The 21,923-nt window shown below is 64.3% G+C and carries 18 protein-coding genes; 13 read left to right on the top strand and 5 right to left on the bottom strand.

What is annotated here, in order from left to right:
* Nucleotides 1–576: 576 nt before the first annotated feature.
* On the bottom strand, nt 577–4,167 hold the full coding sequence (locus tag MJD61_21055; protein ID MCG8557747.1) for a bifunctional proline dehydrogenase/L-glutamate gamma-semialdehyde dehydrogenase: 3,591 nt from the start codon (nt 4,165–4,167) through the stop codon (nt 577–579).
* 270 nt (nt 4,168–4,437) lie between these two features.
* Here MJD61_21055 and MJD61_21050 point away from each other — a divergent pair, with 270 nt between their 5' ends.
* Entirely contained in the window at nt 4,438–5,577 is a 1,140-nt protein-coding gene (locus tag MJD61_21050; protein ID MCG8557746.1) for an acyl-CoA dehydrogenase family protein, read from the top strand.
* Between the two features lie 195 nt (nt 5,578–5,772).
* Here MJD61_21050 and MJD61_21045 read toward each other — a convergent pair whose 3' ends face one another.
* On the bottom strand, nt 5,773–7,461 hold the full coding sequence (locus tag MJD61_21045) for a hypothetical protein (GenBank protein ID MCG8557745.1): 1,689 nt from the start codon (nt 7,459–7,461) through the stop codon (nt 5,773–5,775).
* A 154-nt stretch (nt 7,462–7,615) separates the two neighbouring features.
* Here MJD61_21045 and rpsP point away from each other — a divergent pair, with 154 nt between their 5' ends.
* From rpsP to MJD61_21000, 9 genes are all read left to right on the top strand, one after another.
* Nucleotides 7,616–7,867 (top strand): 30S ribosomal protein S16, encoded by a 252-nt coding sequence (rpsP, locus tag MJD61_21040; GenBank protein ID MCG8557744.1) that lies wholly within the window; start codon nt 7,616–7,618, stop codon nt 7,865–7,867.
* 175 nt (nt 7,868–8,042) lie between these two features.
* Nucleotides 8,043–8,282: a KH domain-containing protein gene (locus tag MJD61_21035; GenBank protein ID MCG8557743.1), complete on the top strand. Its 240-nt coding sequence runs from the start codon at nt 8,043–8,045 to the stop codon at nt 8,280–8,282.
* A 9-nt stretch (nt 8,283–8,291) separates the two neighbouring features.
* Complete coding sequence (gene rimM / locus MJD61_21030) at nt 8,292–8,885, top strand: ribosome maturation factor RimM (protein MCG8557742.1); 594 nt, start codon at nt 8,292–8,294, stop codon at nt 8,883–8,885.
* 25 nt (nt 8,886–8,910) lie between these two features.
* Complete coding sequence (gene trmD / locus MJD61_21025; protein MCG8557741.1) at nt 8,911–9,681, top strand: tRNA (guanosine(37)-N1)-methyltransferase TrmD; 771 nt, start codon at nt 8,911–8,913, stop codon at nt 9,679–9,681.
* On the top strand, nt 9,678–10,262 hold the full coding sequence (locus tag MJD61_21020) for an RNA methyltransferase (GenBank protein ID MCG8557740.1): 585 nt from the start codon (nt 9,678–9,680) through the stop codon (nt 10,260–10,262). The genes trmD and MJD61_21020 overlap by 4 nt, the downstream gene beginning before the upstream one ends.
* A gap of 67 nt (nt 10,263–10,329) precedes the next feature.
* Nucleotides 10,330–10,737 (top strand): 50S ribosomal protein L19, encoded by a 408-nt coding sequence (rplS, locus tag MJD61_21015; protein MCG8557739.1) that lies wholly within the window; start codon nt 10,330–10,332, stop codon nt 10,735–10,737.
* 199 nt (nt 10,738–10,936) lie between these two features.
* Complete coding sequence (locus MJD61_21010) at nt 10,937–12,769, top strand: carbamoyltransferase (protein ID MCG8557738.1); 1,833 nt, start codon at nt 10,937–10,939, stop codon at nt 12,767–12,769.
* Nucleotides 12,770–12,792: 23 nt separating this feature from the next.
* Entirely contained in the window at nt 12,793–13,206 is a 414-nt protein-coding gene (locus tag MJD61_21005; GenBank protein ID MCG8557737.1) for an SxtJ family membrane protein, read from the top strand.
* 87 nt (nt 13,207–13,293) lie between these two features.
* On the top strand, nt 13,294–13,440 hold the full coding sequence (locus tag MJD61_21000; GenBank protein ID MCG8557736.1) for a DUF5989 family protein: 147 nt from the start codon (nt 13,294–13,296) through the stop codon (nt 13,438–13,440).
* Nucleotides 13,441–13,511: 71 nt separating this feature from the next.
* Here MJD61_21000 and MJD61_20995 read toward each other — a convergent pair whose 3' ends face one another.
* The 3 genes from MJD61_20995 to MJD61_20985 all read right to left on the bottom strand — a co-directional run bounded on the left by MJD61_20995 (nt 13,512) and on the right by MJD61_20985 (nt 16,711).
* On the bottom strand, nt 13,512–14,069 hold the full coding sequence (locus tag MJD61_20995; protein ID MCG8557735.1) for an HAD family phosphatase: 558 nt from the start codon (nt 14,067–14,069) through the stop codon (nt 13,512–13,514).
* 30 nt (nt 14,070–14,099) lie between these two features.
* Nucleotides 14,100–14,750, bottom strand: a complete 651-nt coding sequence (gene lexA / locus MJD61_20990; protein MCG8557734.1) for a transcriptional repressor LexA — start codon at nt 14,748–14,750, stop codon at nt 14,100–14,102.
* A gap of 320 nt (nt 14,751–15,070) precedes the next feature.
* Entirely contained in the window at nt 15,071–16,711 is a 1,641-nt protein-coding gene (locus MJD61_20985; protein ID MCG8557733.1) for an AarF/UbiB family protein, read from the bottom strand.
* 92 nt (nt 16,712–16,803) lie between these two features.
* Here MJD61_20985 and MJD61_20980 point away from each other — a divergent pair, with 92 nt between their 5' ends.
* From MJD61_20980 to asd, 3 genes are all read left to right on the top strand, one after another.
* Nucleotides 16,804–18,789, top strand: a complete 1,986-nt coding sequence (locus MJD61_20980) for a tetratricopeptide repeat protein (protein MCG8557732.1) — start codon at nt 16,804–16,806, stop codon at nt 18,787–18,789.
* 107 nt (nt 18,790–18,896) lie between these two features.
* Nucleotides 18,897–20,324: a type I glutamate--ammonia ligase gene (glnA, locus tag MJD61_20975; GenBank protein ID MCG8557731.1), complete on the top strand. Its 1,428-nt coding sequence runs from the start codon at nt 18,897–18,899 to the stop codon at nt 20,322–20,324.
* A 236-nt stretch (nt 20,325–20,560) separates the two neighbouring features.
* Nucleotides 20,561–21,415, top strand: coding sequence for an archaetidylserine decarboxylase (gene asd / locus MJD61_20970; protein MCG8557730.1), 855 nt, complete (start codon nt 20,561–20,563; stop codon nt 21,413–21,415).
* Nucleotides 21,416–21,923 lie beyond the last annotated feature (508 nt).

Below are 21,923 nucleotides of genomic sequence, written 5' to 3'. Positions count from 1 at the left end.
GCTCCTTGAGTGCTCTGTACCCTGTGCGATCCTACCCTCCTCTCCTCGCCACCACCTTTTGAGAAGTTACTCATTGCCCTCTTCGACCCTCTGAGCCTGTGTGGTCCGTGGCATTCGACCGACCTCCTGGGGCCGGACGCCATGCCCGGCACACAGGGTCGATCACCTTTTCAAGCTCTTGTCCAGCATTTTTAGAACTCGATCGCCCTGGCCCTGGACCCGACCCGGGTTGAGGTTGACTGACGATCCGCCTCATCCCTCCCATGTAGCTCCTACGTATCAAGCGACCCGGGTTGAGGTTCCGCCACCCGACCCGCGGATCGGCCCGACCCGCGTTGCCCGACCCGGGTTGAGGCCGCGGATCGGCCCGACCCGCGTTGCCCGACCCGGGTTGAGGCCGACCGGTTGAGGTTCCGCCGGATCGGCCCGACCCGCGTTGCCCGACCCGGGTTGAGGCCGCAGCGTTGACGTTGCCCGACCCGGGTTGAGGCCGGCCGACCCGACCCAGGTTGAGGTTGACGCAGGCTGGCCCAACCAGGTTGAGGCTGGAGCGCCGCTGGCAGTTCTGTTGATGGACTAGCGAGCTTCTGGGGCACCGCTGACGCGACCGAGGTTGCCGTAGCGGTGATACTGGACCGAAAGCGTGTGTTCCCGCAGATACCGCAACAGCTCCACACGACCGGTGGCGAGTACTGGCTCTGCGCATATGTGAACCCCGGACTGGGCAGCCTCCGCAAACAAGTCCGGTTCCGCGCCTCCCAAGGCCCGGCAGCGCGTGGTGCCGTGTCGGGCGACCTGTTCGCCGAGCTCGCCCTCCGCCACGACGCGAGCCCGAGCGCCCGGGACTTCTGCCAGCCAGGAGTGCTGGTCCGAGAGCTCCGGGGCGAGCCAAAGCTCGTAGGCGCAGCCGCACGTGGCAGCGGCGCAGCAGGCGCGCACGACGTCCAGCGGTTCGGCGTCGCGCAGCCCCAGGACTAGTAAAGGGGAGCACGGGCGATAGCCAAACAGGTTGTCTTCTCCGAGGACGTGGCTGGGATCGTGCCAACCGGCAAAATGGGCTTTCCAGGCATACGCGTAGTTGCGGGCGCTTCGGCGGCATGCCGTGGACGCGGACGCCTCGAGCCGGGGCTCGGCGACTGCCAGGATGCGCAACACGGCATCGGAGCACTCCGAAACCATGTCGGGCAGCTGCTGTTGGCGTATCCGCGCGAGCTGCCAGACATAGTTCGGGCCCCCGGCCTTGGCCCCCGGCCCGAAGCTCGAGGCCTTGGTGCCACCGAAAGGTTGGCGACGGACGACGGCTCCTGTAGTGCCCCGGTTGATGTAGGCGTTGCCCACATCGATCCGCTGCCTCCAGTGCTGTTGCTCTCGCTCGTCTAGGCTGTGCAGGCCCGCAGTGAGACCGTAGGGTGTCGCGTTGGCGAGTTGCAGCGCATGTTCCAGATCCCTGGCACGCATGACACCCAGGACCGGCCCGAACAGCTCGGTCTGATGAGTGAAACTTCCCTCGCGCACGCCGAGCTTGATGCCAGGGGTCCATAAACGGGGGTTGCTTGGATGCTCACGCGGCGGCAGGAGCCACTGCTCGCCCTCGTCCAGCGTCTGCAGCGCTCGTTCCAGGGCACCGCCGGGCGGGCGGATAAGTGGTGTCACCACGCTGCGTGGATCCCATGCCGAGCCTGCCGGCAAGCTGTCCGCAGCGTCACGTAGCTGCCGGCGAAACGCCTCGCTGTCGTAGACCTCGGCTACGCAGATCGCGAGGCTCGCAGCGCTGCACTTCTGGCCGGCGTGCCTGAACGCCGAGCTCACCAGGTCTTCGATGGCTCTGTCCTGATCCGCCAGGGCGGAGACGATAAGGCTGTTCTTGCCCCCGGTCTCCGCCATCAGATCGACGTCATGCCGCAGCTCATGGAACAGCTTTGCGGTGGAAGTGGCCCCGGTGAGAATCACGCTGTTGATTCTTGGGTCGCGAATCAGCCTGGACGCGAGCTCGTCCTGACAGATCAGGAACTGCAGCACGCCCTTGGGCAAGCCCGCCCGCCAGCACAGCTCAGCAAGCTTCCGAGCGACCAGGACGGTCTCAGGCGCGGACTTGAGCAGCACGGTATTGCCGGCAGCAAGCGCGGCGAACACACCTCCCGCAGGGATAGCAAGCGGGAAATTCCAGGGCGGCGCCACCAGAGTGACCCCTTTGGGCTGGAATTCGAGCTCGGGCAGGTCAAGGGCATCGGCCATGCTTCGCCGGTAGTACTCCGCGAAATCAATGGCTTCAGAGACCTCCGTGTCTGCCTCGGCAACGGCCTTGCCGCCGTCGAGCACCATCGTCGCGATGAACTGGCCGCGCTGCTCTCGAAGGAGCCGCGCCACCTGCGCGAGCACGGAGCTGCGCAGATCCACGGGGGTTGCCCCCCAGCGTTGAGCCATCTCAGCGGCCGTGGCAACCGCCTGCTCGAGGTCGTCCTCGCTAGCCAGCGCGTATCGGTAGGGGCAGTGACCCGGCCGGGAAGGGTCGAATCCCTCGGCCGTGGGCTCCCGGTAGCGATCCTGTCCCGCCACTCGAATCGGGACGTCCTCCGCAGGCTGATCGTGTCGTTCCTGCAGAATCTGCCCGATCCACTCGCGATTGCGCATCAGCGAGAAGTCGGTATCGGGCTCGTTGCGGAACGGACCGTCGAGTTTGGGGTGTTTCGGAGGCTCGTCGCGTATCGCGGCGCGCCGTGGTTCTTCGCTGACTTCGTCTTGCGCTTGGGCCGCCCGTACGAATCTGCTCAGCTGGTCTTGGTAGGCGCGATCGCCAGCTCTCATACGAAAGCTGTGGTGAAGGAAGTTGTCGCTTGAAGTGTTTTCGTCGAGCCGCCGGATCAGATAGGCCATGGCATGATGGAAGTCGTCTGTCTCCACCACGGGCGCGTACAGCAACACGTCCCTGGTGAAGAGCTGAATGGCGCGACGCAAGGGATCAGCCATGCCTTCAAGAAGCTCGAAGCCCACCATGTCCTCGACGGCGTTCGCCGCCCTAACGCACAGCGCGTAGGCCACGTCGAAAACATTGTGGCTAGCCACGCCAACGCGAACCGCCTGCGCGTGCTCGGGCTGGCAGGCGTAGGTCAACATGCGTTTGAAGCTGGCGTCGACCTCATGCTTGCTGGGATAGACGGGCACCGGCCAACCCTGCATGGACGCCAGGACGCGCTCGGCGGCCAGGTTCGCTCCCTTCACCAAGCGGATGCGGATTGGCGCACCTCCGTCCTTGCGGCGCTGCATGGCCCAGGTTGTCAACTGCCTCTGCAACGCCGGCGCTTCGGGCAGGTACGCCTGCATGGCGATCCCGGCGGCAAGCCCCTTGAAGCGCGGTTCATCGAGGACGCGCTGGAAGAGCTCGACCGTGAGGCAAAGGTCCTGCCTGGCCTCGACATCGAGGTAGACCAACTTGGCCTCGCCCGATCCTGGGTCGGGATGCGCCATCGCAGCGTCGTAGAGCTTCTCAAGACGCTGGCTCAGGCGTTCGAGTACTTCGTCCCAGGCTAACAGGTTGAGCTGGCTGGCGATCGATGAGACCTTGACAGAGACGCATTCCACGTCCGGCAGCGCCAGAAGCCGCATGTAGCGCTCCACGCGGCGCGCGGCCTCCTCCTCGCCGAGGACGGCCTCTCCGAGCAGATTCACGTTCAGACGGGCTCCCTGAGCGCGCCGCCGCTTGAGGTGGCTTCGAAGCGTCTTTGGGTCGCTCGAAAGAATGATGCTCTCGGTGTCCTGGCGGAGCCTCTGATATACGGCGGGGGCCGTGAGCCCGGGTGCCCAGGAGCCCAAGCTTCGCAGTGCGCGCAGCTGGGTGCGGTCGACTCCAAAGAGATAGGAAGGTACGCCCAGCGTGTCTATCAGATGAGCGGTGACGTCCACCACCCGCGCTGGATCGCGGCTACGATGCACACGGTCCGTCAGTGCGGTGGTGAAGATCTGCCCCTTCGGATCGTTCATGAGCCGCGCCAGAAGCTCCTTGCGCTTGCGGTCAGCTCGGGTCGCCAGGCGCTCGCTCTGCTCGGTCAAGTACGCGGCCATGTCGATTGCGGCGTCGACAAGCTGCTGCCGCTCGGGCGGCTCGCGCTGCAGTCGATCGAGGAGCTCTTGGGCACGTGCGATCGTTGCCGATGAGTGGCTCGTGGTCACCTACGGAATCTAACAGCTCTGTGTCGGCAAGTGCTAGTAGCCGCGCATGCACGAATCAATGGGAGCTGGGTGGTCCGATCGGGCTGTCTCGGACGGACCCCCAAGCTGCTGTGGCCTTGACCCCGGCGTCTGCCCCCTGCATCTTGAGACTGGGCCCAGCCATCGCGCCTCCTGCTTGCTGCAGGTTCCACGGCAGCGCGCCGTAGGCTTCGTAGCTCCCAGGGGCCCGCGCAAGCCAAGGCCCCCGATGTGGCAGACGATCTTCAGCTCATGAACTTCGAACTCGACGATCTGCATCGCACCATACGGGACACGGCGCGGCAGTTCGCGCGCGACGAGGTCGCACCTCGTGCGGTCGAGTGGGATGAACAAGAGCGTTTCCCATCGGAAATCATCCCGCGGTTGGGTGAGTTGGGGTTCTTGGGTGTCCTAATACCCGAGGCGTACGGCGGTGCTGGCTTGGATACGCTCGCGTATGCGATCGTCGTAGAGGAGATCAGCAGAGCAGACGGTTCGCTCGGCCTGACCCTGGCCTCTCACAATGGACTTGGATCGTCGCATTTGGCGAGTTTTGGCAGCGAGGAGCAGAAGCAACGGTACCTTCCGAAGCTTGCGAGCGGCCAGTGGCTCGGTGCCTGGTGCCTGACCGAGCCCGGCTCGGGCTCCGACTCGGTGTCGATGCAGACGCGCGCCGTGAGGAACGGCGATGGTTGGCTGATCAACGGAAGCAAGATGTTTGTGACGCAAGGCTCGGTCGCTGGTGTTTGGGTCGTTCTGGCAAAGACCGACGTCCAGGCGGGGAGCAAAGGTGTCACCGCCTTTGCTCTCGAGCGCGATACACCGGGTTTCCGTATTGCTCGAGAGGTCAAGAAGCTCGGCATGCGCTCGAGCGACACGGCGGAGATCGTTCTCGACAACGCTCGAGTCGCCGACGCTCAGCGGGTGGGCGAGTGCGGCTCGGGCTTCGTGGATGCGATGCAGATTCTGGATAAGGGAAGAATCAGCATTGGCGCCCTCGCGCTAGGTTTGGGGGAGGGTGCCCTCGAGTCTGCGATCCAGTACGCCAAGGAGCGCAGGCAATTCGGAAAGCCCATTGCGGACTTTCAGGCGATTCAATGGATGCTTGCCGACGCGCGGGCGGAGCTGGATGCGGCCCGGCTGCTTCTATGGCGAGCCGCCTGGCTGGCAGATACCGGGCGACCTTTTCGCCGCGAGGCCGCCATGGCCAAGCTCTTCGCGTCCGAGGCCGCCCAGCGCGCCTGCGACCACGCGCTGCAGATTCACGGCGGCTACGGGTATACTCGGGAGTTCCCGGTGGAGCGCCACCTACGCGACGTGCGACTATGTCGAATCGGCGAGGGCACGAGCGAGGTGCAGCGGATGTTGATCGCCCGCGACCTGCTCGGATAGGGAGTTTCGTTTCAGAATCGCGCGAGAGCGGCTTTCGTCCTCGGATCGGCCCTGCGAAATAGCGCTGCTATTCCTCGGTCCGCTCCTGCGGGCGCGCTCGCTCTCGCATCGATTCTGAAACGAAACATGCTTGGCGAAGCAGAGCTACCCTGATTTGGCTTGCCGCAAGATTCGGCGGCTTCTTCTTGGCGCAGGCTACTCGGCAGCCTTCAGCGGTTTGCCGTGTCCTGGCACTAGCAGCGCGGCGCGGTAGGTCGGGTAGCTGAAGCGGTCGCTGTGTTCCTCGTTGTGGCATGTCACACAAACCCGCTCGGCAACCTCGCGCGTGACGCTGGATAGCTCCGGTGCGGGGTGCCGGCTCCCAGGTCCATGACAACTCTCGCAACCGACGTTGGTGAGTCCCCGGTTGTGCACCACGGTGCTGCCCCCGGGTTTGTTGTAGCCTGTGACGTGACAACCCACACAGCTGAGATTGAACTGCTTGTCCAGCCGCTCGAGCGTGGCGTAGGCACGGCCGTGGGCGTGCGTGCGCCACCAAGCGAAGGCGGCTGCGTGGCAGGCCCCGCACTTTCGAGAGCCGACGTAGCGAGCGGCTCCCTTTGCTGCGGGAGGCGGCTTCCAGTCGGCCAGCGCGCGTCTGTTGTGGGCGTTGACGCGCCGGTCGTAGGCGTCAACCCGAGCCTTCACCGAAGGCTTTCCGGCAATTTCCGGAGCCAGCTCGATCCACCTGGAAGCAAAGATGTTGCCCTGCGGCTGCGGCGCTGCCTGCACCTCCCGGAGTTCGGCCAGCAGATGCTCTAGCCGTCGCCGTTGTCTGTCCACGTCGCGTTGATTGACCTGCCGATCCTTCTCCCAGCCGGCGATGCGCCTCTGCAGGTCAGCGATACGCCGCGCGAGCCCGTTGGTTCGGCGCTGGCGCGCCCAGTCGCCGACGTCCGTGAAGCCTCCTTCTTCTTTGCGGATGAGGTCCAGCACGACCAGGCCGTGCCCCTGGCGACCGGCGCTCAGGAAGACAGGGCCTCCCGCCACCCGGGTGGGTGGCTGTGGGATGGCTTGTTCGAGACCGCGGTCGACCACGAAGTCCAGGCCACGTATGTTGGCCAGTGCCCGGCGCGCCAGGCGGCGCTTGGCGTACAGCAACCCAATCACTATCTGGGCACCCTGCCCGCGAAGTCGGGCCGTGAGCTTGCGGCTTGCCCGCTCGATTGCCGGCAGCTCGAGCGGCTTGCTCAAGGGGCTCAGTCCCCAAACGCCAACGGTCGCTTTACCGAGCCGGTGCAGGCTGGTGGCCTTGAACGCTTCGGGCTTCGCAGCATCGCTGGAAAGCGATTCGCCGTAGGCAAGCAGCGGAAAGCGCGCAGTACGCTTGAGGGAACCCAGGGTCGCGACTCCGTGCGACAGGTCCGCCGGGCCCGGAGCAACCGCGGAGGCGCCCAGCTCGCCCAGTAGCTCCGCGAGCAGCTGAGCCTTCCAGATCTCTTGAGCTTTTGCAGCTTCGTTTTGCGCCCCCGCTGGTAACCCGCCGAAAAACACGTTCCCGGACAGCAGAAGGAGCATGGGCAGGCGCTCCGACGCTAGCTGGTCGAGCTTCGCCGCCAGCTTGTCTATGCCTCCGAGAGGTCGGCTCTGGCATCCGCACGGCTCGAGGTAACCCTGGAGATCCGTCAACACTGCTACACGCACATCGAACGCGGTTCGGGCGACATCGCTGGTCGCGCGTGTTGGAGCTCTACCGTTGGAACAGGTCATGGTCAGGCAGGCCAGTGCCGCGAGCGAAGCGCCCCGCAACACTGGCCTGCGCGCACGCCCTGGCAGACGCTCCCTAGCTGCGGTCTCCTTGTGGGAGCACCCGTTGGCCTTGAACGCGCGCCGGCTTCGAACCACCCGCGATCCTTAGCAGCGAGACAGGGGCCGTTTCAAATCGGGCGCTTGCTTGCGTGGTGCGGGGTTCGCTGGCCCACTTGACGCGTGAGGGTGGCCCGACTAGCTTGCGCGATCTTGTGTCACGCCTTCGTGTTTGACGAGGAAGACCTCCAGCATGCTCAAAGTTCGATTGGCCAGACGCGGCGCAAAGAAGAGGCCCTACTACCACGTCGTGGTGGCCAACTCCGAAAGCCCCAGAGACGGTAAGTTCGTGGAGCAGATCGGTACTTATGATCCCGCTCGACCGATGAGCGAGGCTCGCATCAACGGCAACCGGCTCGAGTACTGGCTGGGTCATGGCGCACAGATGACTCGAACCGCCGGCCACGTCATCAAGGAGGCCCTCGGTGCCTCCTCCGTGGGCTAGAGCGCCGATGAACCAGCGACCGCAACTCGGTCTCTACGGTAGGATAGAGCCTTGCCGCACCAGCTGATGAGCTCGGTTGGCGCGGGCTCGCCAGCTGCCAGAGCGTCCATTGCCTAGCGACTCGAGCGACAAAACCATGATTCAAGACCCTGCCAGCGGGGTCCGGAGCTCCCCCATGGACCAGCTCACAGAACTCGTCTCGTACGTGGCGAAGGCCCTTGTGGATGAACCCGATGCCGTGCAAGTGACCGCTGTGGAAGGCGAGCGAACGGTGATTCTGGAACTGAGCGTGGCCCAGGGCGACCTGGGTAAGGTAATAGGCAAGGACGGCCGTACGGCGCGCGCGCTTCGTACGCTGCTGGCGGCGAGCTCGGCCAGGCGCTCAAAGCGCGCAGTGCTCGAGATTCTCGAGTAGCCCTGGGCGATGATTCGCAGACCCGGGCCCGGCGCTTCCCAACGAGGCCTGCGAGGCCTGGTTTCGCTGGCACGAATCGGCCGCCCGCATGGGCTTCGGGGCGAGCTTCGCGTGCGTCCATACAATCCCGAATCGGATCTGATAACGCGGCTTACGCATGTGGTGGCGCGGCAATCCCATGCTTGCTGTGCCCTCGAGATCACCTCGGTCCGCCCTCACAGGGCCCCCCTTCTGCTGCTCGGATTCTCCGGCATCCTCGACCGGCAGGCAGCCTCGCGGTTGACGGGATACGAGCTGTGCGCTGGCCGGGGCCAACTGCCGCCCCTTGCCCGCGGTGAGTACTATCACGTCGATCTGGTTGGCCTTCAGGTCAGGGACATCCATGGCAGTCCGCTGGGCATCGTGCGAGGGGTAGAGCCGTATCCAAGCGTGGACGTCGTGCTCGTGGATGGACACGGTGTGGTACGGGAGGTGCCGATGATCGCTCCCTACCTGATCTCGGTTGATGTCGATCGTGGTGCCATGGTCGTGCAGCACTTCCTAGAGCTTCCCGTAGTTCCTCGACCCAAGTGGCCGTCCAGCGACAACCGGGACGGACCCTAAAAGTCCTACAGCTTTCGGGTGCTACATGCGTTTCAACGTCATCACACTGTTTCCCGAGCTGTTCGAGCCGCTGCTCCGCGTGGGCGTTCTTGGTAGAGCCGTTGCCGCGGGTGCGATCGAGATACACTGCGTCAATCCACGTGCCTACACGCGAGATACATATAGGAGCGTAGACGATACCCCCTACGGGGGTGGCGCCGGTATGGTAATGATACCTGGCCCCCTGTGCGACGCAATGGATGCTTGCGATCAGCCAAAGAGCGGCGACTCGGCAGCACCGCAGCGGGCTCACCGAGTGCTGCTCACGCCTCAGGGTGCAGTGTTGACCCAGACACGAGCGAAGCACTGGTCCAGGCTTGGAGCATTGACCTTGGTGTGTGGGCGCTACGAGGGGTTCGACGAGCGCGTGCGCGGGCATGTGGACGAGGAGCTGTCGTTGGGTGACTTCGTCCTGAGCGGCGGCGAGGTGGCTGCCATGGCTGTGATCGAAACGGTATCACGTTTCGTACCCAGCGTGTTGGGCAATCGGCGCTCTTGCGAGCAGGAGTCCCACGCTGCCGAGGGTCTCCTAGAGTATCCGCAATACACGCGCCCCCGGGAGTTCCGTGGCGAACCCGTCCCCGGCGTACTGCTTTCGGGCGACCACGCGGCGATCGCCGGTTGGAGGCGGCTTCAGTCCCTGCTGAGGACGAGCCGCCGGCGCCCCGACCTCCTCGCACGCACGTCGCTGAGTGAGCAGGAGCAGCGGTGGCTCGCCCGGGCGGGCCGGGACCCCGACGGTTTGGAGCCATCGTGACGGCGGTATACTGCGCGCTGGTCCACTATCCAGTGCGCGACCGCGAGGGGACGTCCGTGACCGCGTCGATCACGAATCTCGACGTGCATGACATCGCTCGCGCGGCCAGGACCTACGGCCTGTCGGGCTACTTCCTGATTACCCCTGTGGATGCCCAGCGGGTGCTGGCCACGCGCATTATCGACCACTGGCTCAAGGGTGCGGGCTTGCGCAGGGGGCCCGAGCGCGCCGAAGCGCTCGGCCTGTGTCACGTGGTGGGATCGATCGAGTGCGCCGCTGCTGCGATAGCTGCGGAAAGCGGTGCCCGACCCACGCTCGTTGCCACCGCTGCCAGTCCCCCGAGGAAGCGCTCGACCCTGAGCTTCGAGCGCCTGAGGGCCAGCCTGACCGAACGGAAGGCGCCGTTGCTGCTGCTTTTTGGCACCAGCCACGGCCTGGCCTTGGAGGTCTTGGATGCCTGCGATGCCGTTCTCGAGCCCATCGTCGGTCCCACGGCGTACAACCACCTCTCGGTACGCTCGGCCGCCGCAATCGTACTCGACAGGCTGCTCGGGCCACGCCAAGCCGCTGCCCGTCAATGAGGGAGGGTCCGGCCAGGAAGAACTTTGCTTTCGGCGATTTGCCATGCTAGGAGGGCGCCCACCAACCATGCACACGGTACCCGGAATCAGAGCGATCGAAGACCGCCAGCGCCGTGAGCTGTCCCCTTTCAGGGTCGGCGATACCCTCAAGGTCCACTATCGCATTCACGAGGGAGACAAGGAGCGAATACAGATCTTTCAGGGGACTGTCATTCGCAAGTCGCGCGGCGGGATCGGGGCCACCTTCTGCGTCCGCAAGGTCGCTCTCGGCGTCGGAGTGGAGCGCATATTCCCCCTGCATTCGCCGCGTATCGAGAAGGTGGAGGTCGTCAGCAGCGGCCGCGTGCGCCGCTCACGCCTCTACTACCTCCGGGCGTTGCGTGGCAAGGCGGCACGGCTGCGCGAGATAAGCCGGGGCAACGCTCCGAGCAAGGGCAGGACCAGAGGGAGAAAGAAAGCCGCAAAGGCCAGCTAGCTGGTGCCCGTTCCAAACTCGCTCCCGCCGCCCGGCTTGCGGCGCGGGGCCGTCTGCCGCGTCGTCCCACGCTCGACCCTGCCCCTTGTAGCGACGGGTCCTTGGCCGTCGAAGCGGGCTCTGCTATCCCAAGACCAGGCTGGATCCGGCTACCGCAGGTTGCGGCCCGTATTCCCTCCGAACGCTCGCGCACGCCAAAATGACCGCAATTCTCGGAATCTCTGCCTTCTATCACGACTCAGCGGCCGCCCTGGTGGTGGACGGCCGGATTGTCGCTGCGGCTCAGGAAGAGCGCTTCACCCGCAAGAAGCACGACCACCATTTTCCGCAACGCGCGCTCGAGTACTGCCTCGATCAGGCGGGTTTGAGTGCCAGCCAGCTTGACTACGTGGGCTTTTACGACAAGCCGGTGCTGAAATTCGAGCGCCTCCTGGAAACCTACGTGGCTTACGCGCCGCGCGGGTATCGTTCTTTCATGAAAGCCATGCCGCTGTGGCTGCGGGAGAAGCTGCACATCCCGCGTGCGCTGTCGAAGGGCCTGGGTGGAGCGTACACCAGGAAGTTCATTTTCACCGAGCACCACGAATCGCACGCCGCCAGCGCGTTCTTTCCTTCTCCTTTCGAGGAGGCCGCGGTCTTGACCCTGGACGGGGTCGGAGAGTGGGCAACGGCAAGCGTGGGCGTGGGCCGCGGAAACGAGCTGTCGCTGGTGCAGGAGATGCATTTCCCCCACTCGATCGGGTTGCTGTATTCGGCTTTCACCTACTTCACCGGGTTCCGGGTGAACTCGGGCGAGTACAAGCTCATGGGCCTGGCTCCCTACGGCGAGCCACGTTTCGCGCAGCTGATGCTGGACAAGCTGCTGGACCTGAAGCCGGACGGCTCCCTGCGCATGGATATGCGCTACTTCAACTACTGCCACGGACTGACAATGACGTCGTCCAAGATGGACAAGCTGTTCGGCGGGCCCCCGCGAAAACCCGAGGCACCCATCACGCAGCGCGAGATGGACATCGCGGCGTCGATTCAGCAGGTCACGGAAGAGATCATGCTTCGTTGCGCGCGTCACGCCCACGAAGTAACGGGCCAGCGCAATCTCTGTCTGGCTGGCGGTGTGGCCCTGAACTGCGTCGGCAACGGACGGATCGCTCGCGAATCCCCCTTTGACCAGATCTGGATTCAACCTGCGGCGGGCGACGCCGGCGGAGCGCTCGGAACAGCGCTGTTCATTTGGCACCAGCTCCTGGGGAACGAGCGTCGGGTGGGCCACAGCGACAGCCAAACCGGCTCGCTGCTTGGGCCGCGGTTCGACCTCGACGAGATCCGCCGCTTCCTCGACGCCCAGGGTGCCAGCTACCACGTCTACGGCGATGACCGGCAGCTATGTAGACGGGTGGCAGAGCTCCTCAACCAGGAGAAAGTGGTGGGCTGGATGCAGGGCCGCATGGAGTTTGGCCCCAGAGCCCTCGGATCGCGGAGCATTCTTGGCGATCCACGCAGTTCGCGCATGCAGTCCGTCATGAACCTGAAGATCAAGTTCCGCGAGTCGTTTCGCCCGTTTGCACCGTCTGTGCTCAAGGAGCACGCGCAGGAGTACTTCGGGCTTGGCCAGGGTACGGAGAGCCCCTACATGCTCGTCGTCGCGCCCGTAGTCGAGGCCAAGCGCGCAAAGACCAACGGGTCGAGCGCCATGGGACTCGACAAGCTCAAGGTGGTCCGCTCGGAGGTGCCAGCAATTACCCATGTCGACTACTCTGCGCGGGTTCAGACCGTGGATGGTGAGCGTCATGGGCGTTACTACCGGTTGCTCAAGGAGTTCTACAGCCAGTCGGGCTGTCCCGTGCTGATCAATACCTCGTTCAATGTGCGTGGCGAACCTATCGTGTGCACGCCCGAAGACGCCTACCGGTGCTTCTTGGCTACCAACATGGACGTCCTGGTTCTCGAAGATGTGGTGCTGCTCAAGGACGAGCAGGCGGCGGCGCCCAAGCACGAGGTCGATCAGTACCTGAGTCAGTTCTCGCTCGACTGACCCACTCCCGGACACCGAAGCACATGGCCCTGATCGAGATCAACAAGAATCCAAGCCGGCGCGATCTGCGCGTCTTCGGCTGGATGTTTCCTGTCTTCATGGGCCTCGTTGCGGGCATCGTGTTTTGGCGTTTCGAAGCCCCCAGGGTGGCGATGGTCCTGGCAGGCATCGGAGCCTCTGTGGGCCTTCTCTACGCTGTGGCCCCGCCACTGAGGAGGCCGATCTATCTGGGCTGGATCTACCTGACGATGCCCATCGGCTACACCATCTCGTGGACCCTGTTGACCCTCATCTACCTAGTTGTGCTGACGCCCGTGGGGCTGCTGCTGCGGCTCTTTGGAAAGGACCCCATGAACCGCAAGTTCGATCCAACGGCGCAGAGCTACTGGCGGCCGCACCCGGGAAGAGATACCGCCAGCTACTTCAGACAGTTCTAGTGCCCCTACCTGATGCCGAAGGAGAGCCTGATGAGTAGCACCAAGGATGACAAGCTGGATTTCTCGCAGGAGGCTGACCAGGGTCAGATTGGATTTTTTGCCGAGTTCTGGCTGTTTCTGCGCCAGAATAAAAAATGGTGGTTGACACCCATCATCCTGACCCTGCTCGTAGTGGGAATGCTGGTAGTGCTCGGTGGCTCTGCGGCCGCGCCGTTCATCTACACACTTTTCTAGGCCGGTTCCGTCCGAGGATAGGCGACCGCTGCAAACGCCTCAAACCGCTCTGGCGCCATTCTGGGCACGAACTAGAGTAGGTTGCGCGCCTTGAGCTCGACACGCAGGCTGCCGCTGTCCTTGAACAGCAGGGCGTCCATGGCCAATGTGCGGGCGGCGTCGCAGTTGTCGCTTCGATCGTCGACGAACAGACACTCGCACGGCTCGCGCCCGATGCAGGCGGCGGCATTCAGATAGGCACGACGATCCGGCTTTCGCAATCCAGTACGGCAGGACACGAAGTCCCATTGAACGTACTTCGACATGCCGAGCCGCTCTTCGATCCATGTGTACCAGACCGGATAGTTGCTCAGGGCGTACATTGCACGCCCCCGCGCGCGTAGCTCAGCGAGAAGCTCGCGCATGCCGGGAAGCCACTCGTACGAGGCCCTCACACGAGCCCGGAAGGCATCGTGATCGAAGCTGCGCCCATCCTGAAAGAAACCACGCAGGTAGGTTTCCTCGCTTGAGAGCCCCTTCTCGAACGCAATCCACGCATGCTGGTTCTTCGCCGCCAGTAGCTGCGGCAGCGACAAGCCAAAGAAACGCGGCATGACGTGCCGAAACGGATCCGTCACCAGCGTTTCCATTACGTCCCAAAGCAGCGTTGGCGGCATTAACTAACTAACATCGAGCTTGCGATAGACTCCAACAACCACCCCAAGCACGTGGGCCGTTCTCCAGTCGTTGCGTGGAATCAGAATAGGCGCCATCTGGCCGTTGGCCGGCTGCAGACGGATGTGATCGCTTTCGGGGTAGTAGTACTTGCAGGTGGCCTCGTCACCCACCAGCGCGATGACAATGGAACCCCGGGTCGCCTCTGTTTGCTTGCGTACGAAGACGTAGTCGCCGTCGTGAATACCCGCGTCGACCATGGAGTCGCCTCGGATTCGCAGCCCAAAAAGCTCGTATCCCTGCCCAACCAGGCCTCGGTCGACGTGCACGGCTTCCTCGGGGTTCTCGATCGCTTCCGAGAGCTGACCGGCTGCGACCCGGCCAAGAATCGGTACGCGCGTCATCTGTCCAGCATCGAACATGCGAGGCATGGAGTAGCCGGCCGCTGGAGTAGGTCGAAGTGCGCGACTCTTCATGTCCTCGCGTGCCAGGTAGCCCTTGCGTTCGAGTGCTCTAAGGTGGTCATTCACCCCATTTGTGCTCCGAATTCCCATGTGATTGCCGATCTCCCGAAGAGTTGGCGGATAGCCCCTGCGCTCGATGGAAATCGAGATGTAGTCGAGCACCATCCGCTGTCTGTCCGTGAGTTTTTGCATTCGAAGCTCCTTGCATTCGGGGCTGGCAGCTGTTGCTGCTAGACATGGATCCACTGGGCACTTGCGCCTCTGCGCGCCTGATTAGTACTCCTCATACAGAACACGTTGTCGGATGTCAAATAATCAGTAGCCGGATACGATCAGTGCGACTGTTCAGGCCCTGGAAGTCGGGCTTTCAGACGGTTTTCCGGGCGAGCGCGCCCGTAGGATCACGCGAGGAGTACTGGCGGCTGGGTTGGAATCAGCTGCAGCGCCAGGACGAGGGCGAAAGCCGCCTGGGAGCCGCCGTCGAAGCGAACACCCCCGTGAGCGGTTACCGATCAGCGCTTGTCGCTGAAGGTCAGCAGGCCGGCGTAGAAGAGCGCGGTCAACACGGAGGCGAACAGGAACCCTGCACCCGCGAGCAGCTGCTCTTTGGCGATCAGAAACGCGCCAGAGCCGATCAGAGCGGAGGCGACAAGCCCACTGAATACGCGGCGCCCAAGCCTGTCGGCCACCTGGTTGAGCGAGGGATTGTGGACCTGGAAGCTAAGACGGCCCTGGCGCAGGTCGTGCAGCACCTCCTGGGTGTAGGCCGGTACGTCGCTCGCGGCGCTGGTGAGTTGGCCGGCCATGCGCAGCAGGTCACCGCTGATCTTCTCCGGCGCGTAGCGGCGCAGCAGCAGCTCGGTGAAATAGGGCTTTATCTCCTCCAGGACGTCGAGTTGCGGATGAATCTGCTTGCCAATGCCCTCGACCATGGTCAGCGCTCGGGCCACCAGGAGGAAGTCGGGTGGAATCTCCAGGCCGAACTGGCTCGCCGTGGAGGCAAGATCGCGCACGAGGCTCGACAGCTCGAGATCCTTGAGCTGTTTTCCGACGTACTTGTGCGATAGTTGCGCGACGCGGGCCTCGAGCCCGTCCCGATCCAGAGGCTTCGTGGCTGTCCCGATGCTACAGAGAGCATCCACCACGGCCCTGTGGTCCTCGCGTGCGGCCGCAAGCACGAGGTCGATCGTCTTGTCTCTCAGCTTCGGGCTCAAGCGGCCAACGAGACCCAGGTCGATCAGTCCGATCACCGGGGAGCTGGGGTCGCCCTGGATAAGCACGTTGCCCGGATGCGGATCCGCATGGAAGAAGCCGTGTTCGAATATCATCTTCATCATCACGGCCAGGGCGTTGCGAGCGATCACCTCGCCGCTGGCGCCCTCTCGCACTGCCTCGAACACGTTCCTGCCGGGTAAGAAAGAAAGTGTGAGCACCTTCTTCGAGGAAGCCTGGCGAAACACGCTGGGGAACGTCACGCTCGGCGTGGTCGCGAAATTGGCTCTGAAGCGCTCGGCGTTGTCGGCCTCCTGTCCGTAGTCGCATTCCGAGCTGATCGCTCGGTCGAACTCGCTGACCATGCGCACGGGACAGTAGATGCGCGACTCGGGCATCGAGCGCTCGATCGCATGGGCAAGCCAATACAGCAGGTCGATGTCGCGTTCGATCACGGCCCGGATGTTGGGGCGTTGGATCTTTACTACAACGTCGATTGGACCCTCCGGCCCGCTGAGCTTCGCCTGGTGGGCCTGGCCGATCGATGCCGAGGCGAGGGGGGATTCCTCGAAGACCTCGAAGACCTCCGAGACGCTGCCGCCCAACTGCTCCTCCAACTCGACTTTCAGCTCGGCAAAAGGCACCGGCGGCACTTCATCCTGCAGCTTCTGCAGTTCGGCGATTACGTCGGGTGGCAGCAGATCGGGTCGGGTGGAGGCGATCTGACCAAGCTTGACGAACGAGGGCCCGAGATCCTGCAGCACGAGGCGTATTCGCGCGCCGACGCTGACCTGCGAGTCGCTCGTGGTCACGGGGCTTCTGGAGGCAAGGGCGGAGAGCCCCGCACGTTGGACTACCTCGCCGAACCCGTGCCTTGCCAGCACCGTGACGATCTGGCGGAGTCGATCAAGGTCGCGTACCGTGTTGAGCAGCGAGGGCATGAGGACAGCCGACAGGATATCGGCCAAGCCGGGAAGAAGAAACGGACGATTCCCATCGCAGCGAGCGGCAGCCAGCGAGCCCCGGCCTGATCGTGTTCGCGCTCGCGTCCGGCGTCTACGGGTGCTTCGCCTTCGCGGGGGTGGGCTTCCGGGATAGTGGGGAGATCGGGGCGGCAGCCTTTCGGCTCGGCGTAGCTCACCCCACGGGCTTCGCGGCCAACATGCTCTTGTTCCGTCTCGCGGCCTATCTCCCCCTCGGCACGAACGCCTGGCGCCAGAATCTGGCGGTTGCACTGACGGCGGCCGCGGCGCTAGCGCTGGTGGCGGAACTCACGAGTCGCCTGGCAAGGCGCACCGGGGTTACCGCTGCCCTGCCACGTCTAGCCGGAGCTCTAGTCGCGGCAGCGGCGCTCGGGGCGTGGGGCACCTTCAGTTCCAGTGCACTGAGCGTGGAGGTCTACGCGAGCGCGCTGCTGCTGCTCGGACTGGGCTGTCTGGGTGCTCTTGCTGCTGGTTCGCGCAAGTACTGGATCGCCCTGGGCATGGGCCTCGCCCCCTCGATCCACATGATGTGTGCGCTTCCCTTGCTTGCCCTGTGGCTGGCTCGCGCGCTTCCCCTGGTCCAGCCTGTTCGCCCACGCGTTTGGCTGGTTGGCGGCGTTGCGCTTCTGTGCAGCGCGCTGCTTGTTGTCTACCTGCCCTTGGCTTCGCTGCGCGATCCTCCACTCGATTGGGGCGATCCGGAGACCCTTGCGGCGTTTTGGCAGCATCTGACCGCGGCGCGCATCCGGGCGGCCTATGCAGGCCAGATGCTCGGCGCTGCCACCCCACCGTGGATGGTGCTCGCAGCGCAGCTCGGCCAACTCTGGCTGCTGCTTCCGCTCGCGGCCGCCGGACTCTGGCTCCTCGCCAGGGCGGAGCGGCGGCTCGCTCTGCTGGCGTTCTGCCTGCTGAGCCTGGACCTTGCGTACGCATTGTGGGTCAACCCGATGGGCGTTGCCGACCGGCAGGTCGGGCAGCTGGCGGGGGCGGTTGTGTGCGTTCTGGGTGGACTTGCCGTCGCTCGCGCGCTTGGCCGAACCTGGTCATGGGCCCCGGGACGCCCCGGCGGGCTCTTGTTGACCGGCTTGCTCGGCGTCTGGGTCGCGAGCCCGTTCGCCAAGCTCGACCTGCTCCAATCCTCGATCTGGGATGAGCTGCATGGCGGTGGCGGCCCGTTGAGCAAGCTTCCGCCGCGCGCCGTGCTGGTGTGCTACTCGGACGATGTCTGTGCGGGCGCGTTGTTCGCCCTGCACGCCGACGGGGTCCGGCCCGACGTGGCGGTGGTGGCAGCCCAGCACCTGTGGGACCCGGTGACGGTGCGGTCGCTGACCGGCTTGTCCGCCCTGGCACGCTGGGGCGGGGTCCCGGCGCCGCCGGCAGGTCAGCGTCCCGCGCGCGTGCGTGCTGCGCTCGCTGCCCTGCTCGAGACCGGCGTGCCACGACCGGTGCGCTGGGAGAGCGACGAGCCGCTGCGCGCCTCCGGCCTGCAAGCCAGTCTGACGACCTCCAGCTCGGTCCCATTCCTGCGTGCGCATCCCGACCTGCCCGATAGCGGGCACGCCCGCCAGCACCTGGTGAAACTCGATCGGCTCCGAACGGCGCGCTTGGGAACGTGCGTTCCGCGGAGCAGGCTCGCGCAGCACGCATGGGCGGCCACCTATGGGCGCTTCGCAAGAGGAGCCCTTGGGGAGCAACACTTGACGACCGCGTTGCTCGCCCTGGAGCGCGCGATCACCCTCGCACCGGATCGCCCCCAGGCCTGGACCAACCTGGGCTTGGTTCACGCTCGTGCCGGCAACCTGCGGGCAGCTCTGGATGCCTACCAGCGCGCCCTCGAGCTCGATCCGTCCCGAGCTGCCGTTTGGGTGAACCTGATAGCGCTCGAGCTGTCCGCGGGGGACAGCACGGGAGCACGGCGAGCGCTCGAGCTAGCCCTTGATCTAGGCATCCAGGACCGGCGGCTTCAGGAACTGCGCAGCCGTTTGTACCGGCACGAGCCGACTTCTCCGCTTGACAGAACGGAGCGCAAACCTTAAGCGGCCCGCCTGAAACGACAGTGGGCCCGCATGACGTTCGGCCACGCGCCGTCGCGGCCAGGCGCCCAGGGCCGGCACATGCCGGCGCAAACAGGAGACAGGCTGGAATGGCAGATCATCTCGCAAAACTGAAGAATATTCGAGATCTCATTCAACGAAACAATATCAAGATCATTGATTTCCGCTTCATAGATCTACCCGGAACATGGCAGCACTTCTCAGTTACCGACGAGGAGATCGGCGAGAGCCTGTTCAAGGAAGGTACCGGTTTCGATGGTTCGTCGATCCGTGGCTTCAAGCAGATTCACGAATCGGATATGGTCCTGTTGCCGGACGTCGACACGGCGTTCGTGGATCCGTTCTGTAAGCACCCTACATTGGCCGTCATCTGTGACGTATGCGAGCCAGGGCTGCGTCCGTACGGCCGTAGCCCCCGTACAGTAGCCAAGCGGGCCGAGGAGTATCTTGTCAGCAGTGGGATCGCCGACCGGGCCTACTTCGGACCCGAAATCGAGTTCTTTGTGTTTGACGACGTGCGCTACAACCAGGACTCCAGCTGTGGATTCTATTACATTGACTCGGTTGAAGCAGCCTGGAACACCGGCAGCAATGAGGGCCCGAATCTCGGTCACAAGGCGCGAAAAAAGGAAGGCTATTTCCCAGTGCCTCCTACGGATACGCTTCAGGACTTCCGCTCGGAGGTGGTGCTGAAGCTGATCGATATCGGCGTGCAAACCGAGATGCACCACCACGAGGTCGCGACGGCAGGACAATGTGAGATAGACATTCGATTCGACACCCTGCAGGCGATGGCCGACAAGGTGATGAAGTACAAGTACGTGGTGAAGAATACCGCCCGCCAACATGGCAAGGTGGCCACCTTCATGCCCAAACCGGTGTTCGAAGACAACGGCACCGGGATGCACGTTCACCAAAGCCTGTGGAAAGGGGACTCGCCGCTATTCTACGACAAGAACGGCTACGCTTCACTCTCGGAGCTTGCTCGCTATTACATCGGAGGCATCCTCAAGCATGCTCCGGCGCTGCTTGCCCTGTGCGCGCCTACCACCAACTCCTACAAGCGTTTGGTGCCGGGCTACGAGGCGCCGGTGAACCTCGTGTATTCCGCTCGGAACAGGAGCGCGATCGTGCGCATTCCCGCGGTAAGCGACAATCCGCAGGCAAGGCGACTCGAGTTCCGAGCGCCGGACCCCTCCGCCAACCCCTACCTGGCGTTCGCAGCGATGGTGATGGCCGGGCTGGACGGCATCAAGAACCGCATCGACCCGGGTGACCCCGCGGACGAGAACCTGTTCGCGTTGTCCGCCGAGCGCCAAGGTCAGATCGCCTCGGTGCCGGCCTCGCTCGAGGGCTCTCTGGCCGCGCTGCAGGAAGATCACGAGTTTCTGTTGCAGGGTGAGGTGTTCACCAAGGACCTCGTGGATGCCTGGGTGGGCTACAAGCTGGAGCGCGAGGCCGATCCCGTGCGGCTGCGCCCGCACCCGCACGAGTTCTACCTCTATTTCGATGTGTAGCGCGCACATGTCGTGCTTCGAGGCCAATGCACGGATCCGGCCGCTTGCGCGGACCCATCCGTGCGCTCCGGCGGGAGGCTGGTGATCGATGTCCCCTGGGCCGCGAACGCCGCGCGGGCCGATTTGACGCTCCAACTTGGGCTGTCATAACATGACGTGCGGCGGTTCAAGAGGCGCAGCGCCTGGTGGGTGGCGCGGTGAAAGCGTCGCATCGGCGTTTCGTAGGCCCGTCGACCATGCTGCTTGATCCGGCTCGACTTGCTGTCAACTCCCTTCGACTCCTGCCCCGCAAGCGCATTAGCCGTGCGGTTGGCCGGCTCGCGCGGGTTCGGGCCCCGTCGGTGCTGCTTCGCTACGCCATGGACGTTTATCAGCGTGCCTACAACCTCGATTTGTCGGAGGCGGACATCCCCGCGCAGGGCTTTGCCTCGTTCGACGCGTTCTTCACCCGTGGTCTCAAGGAGGGGAGTCGTCCGATCGACCCCGACCGCAGCGCGTTCCTGTCACCTGCCGATGGCCGATTGGAGGATCAGGGCCGGGTGGCGGCCGGCGCGATCCTGAATGTGAAGGGTCGCAGCTATACGGCCGCCGAGCTGTTGGTCGATCCCAACGACGCTCAGGATTTCGCAGGCGGCTACTTCGCAGTGGTGTACCTGTCCCCGCGGGACTACCACAGAGTCCACGCACCGGTTGATGGGGTGGTAGAGTACGTGCGCCACGTACCGGGCACCCTGTTTCCCGTCAATCGCATGGGTATGACTAACATCGGCAAGCTGTTTGCCCGCAACGAGCGCGTGGTGGTCTACCAGCGGGCACCTGCGGGCCGAGTGGCCACCGTCCTGGTGGGTGCTATTGGAGTCGGGCGCATAAGCTTGAGCTTCGACCGCGATATCGTGACGAACGACGGGGTATCCGCCGGCACCCGGACGTATACCGACGCGCCGCCGCGCTTGGCACGCGGGCAAGAGCTGGGTGTGTTTCACCTGGGCTCCACGGTGGTCATGCTGTCTTCCGAACCGCTGATGATGCTGCGGCGAGCAGGTGAGCGCGTTCGGGTGGGTGAGGCCATCGCCCGCAGGGTGCATGCGTGAGCGACCAGAAATCAGGGCCGATGCCCCAGCCTGAAGACACGGCGCGCCCGATGCAGGACCCGGCACCGGTCAGCTCGGATGCTCCGCGGGACAGGCCCCCGCCACCCGCGGAAGCGGACGCGACCCAGCCCGCAACGGAAGCAGCGGCGGAGGAGCAGACCACCGAAATCGAGCCCCCGATCGAAGTCGACTCGGACCCCGTTGACGACGATCCCACGAAGCCTCTGCCTGCATTCGGCGCGCTAGCCGCCGATCGGCAACCCGTGCCGGGGCAGACGCGTGGGGACTCGAGCGCCCTTGCGGCGAGCGGTGGACGCGACGAACAGGCTGACGAAACCGCTCCGGACCCGGACAAACCGACCGCGATGCCGAGTTCAGCCGCGGTGCCAAATCCAACCGCGGTGCCAAATCCAACCGCGATGCCGAGTTCAGCCGCGGTGCCAAATCCAACCGCGGTGCCAAATCCAACCGCGGTGCCAAATCCAACCGCGGTGCCAAATCCAACCGC

The organism is Pseudomonadota bacterium, from assembly GCA_022361155.1.
GTDB lineage: Bacteria > Myxococcota_A > Polyangia > Polyangiales > JAKSBK01 > JAKSBK01.
This window is presented reverse-complemented; position numbering and strand designations above follow the sequence as displayed.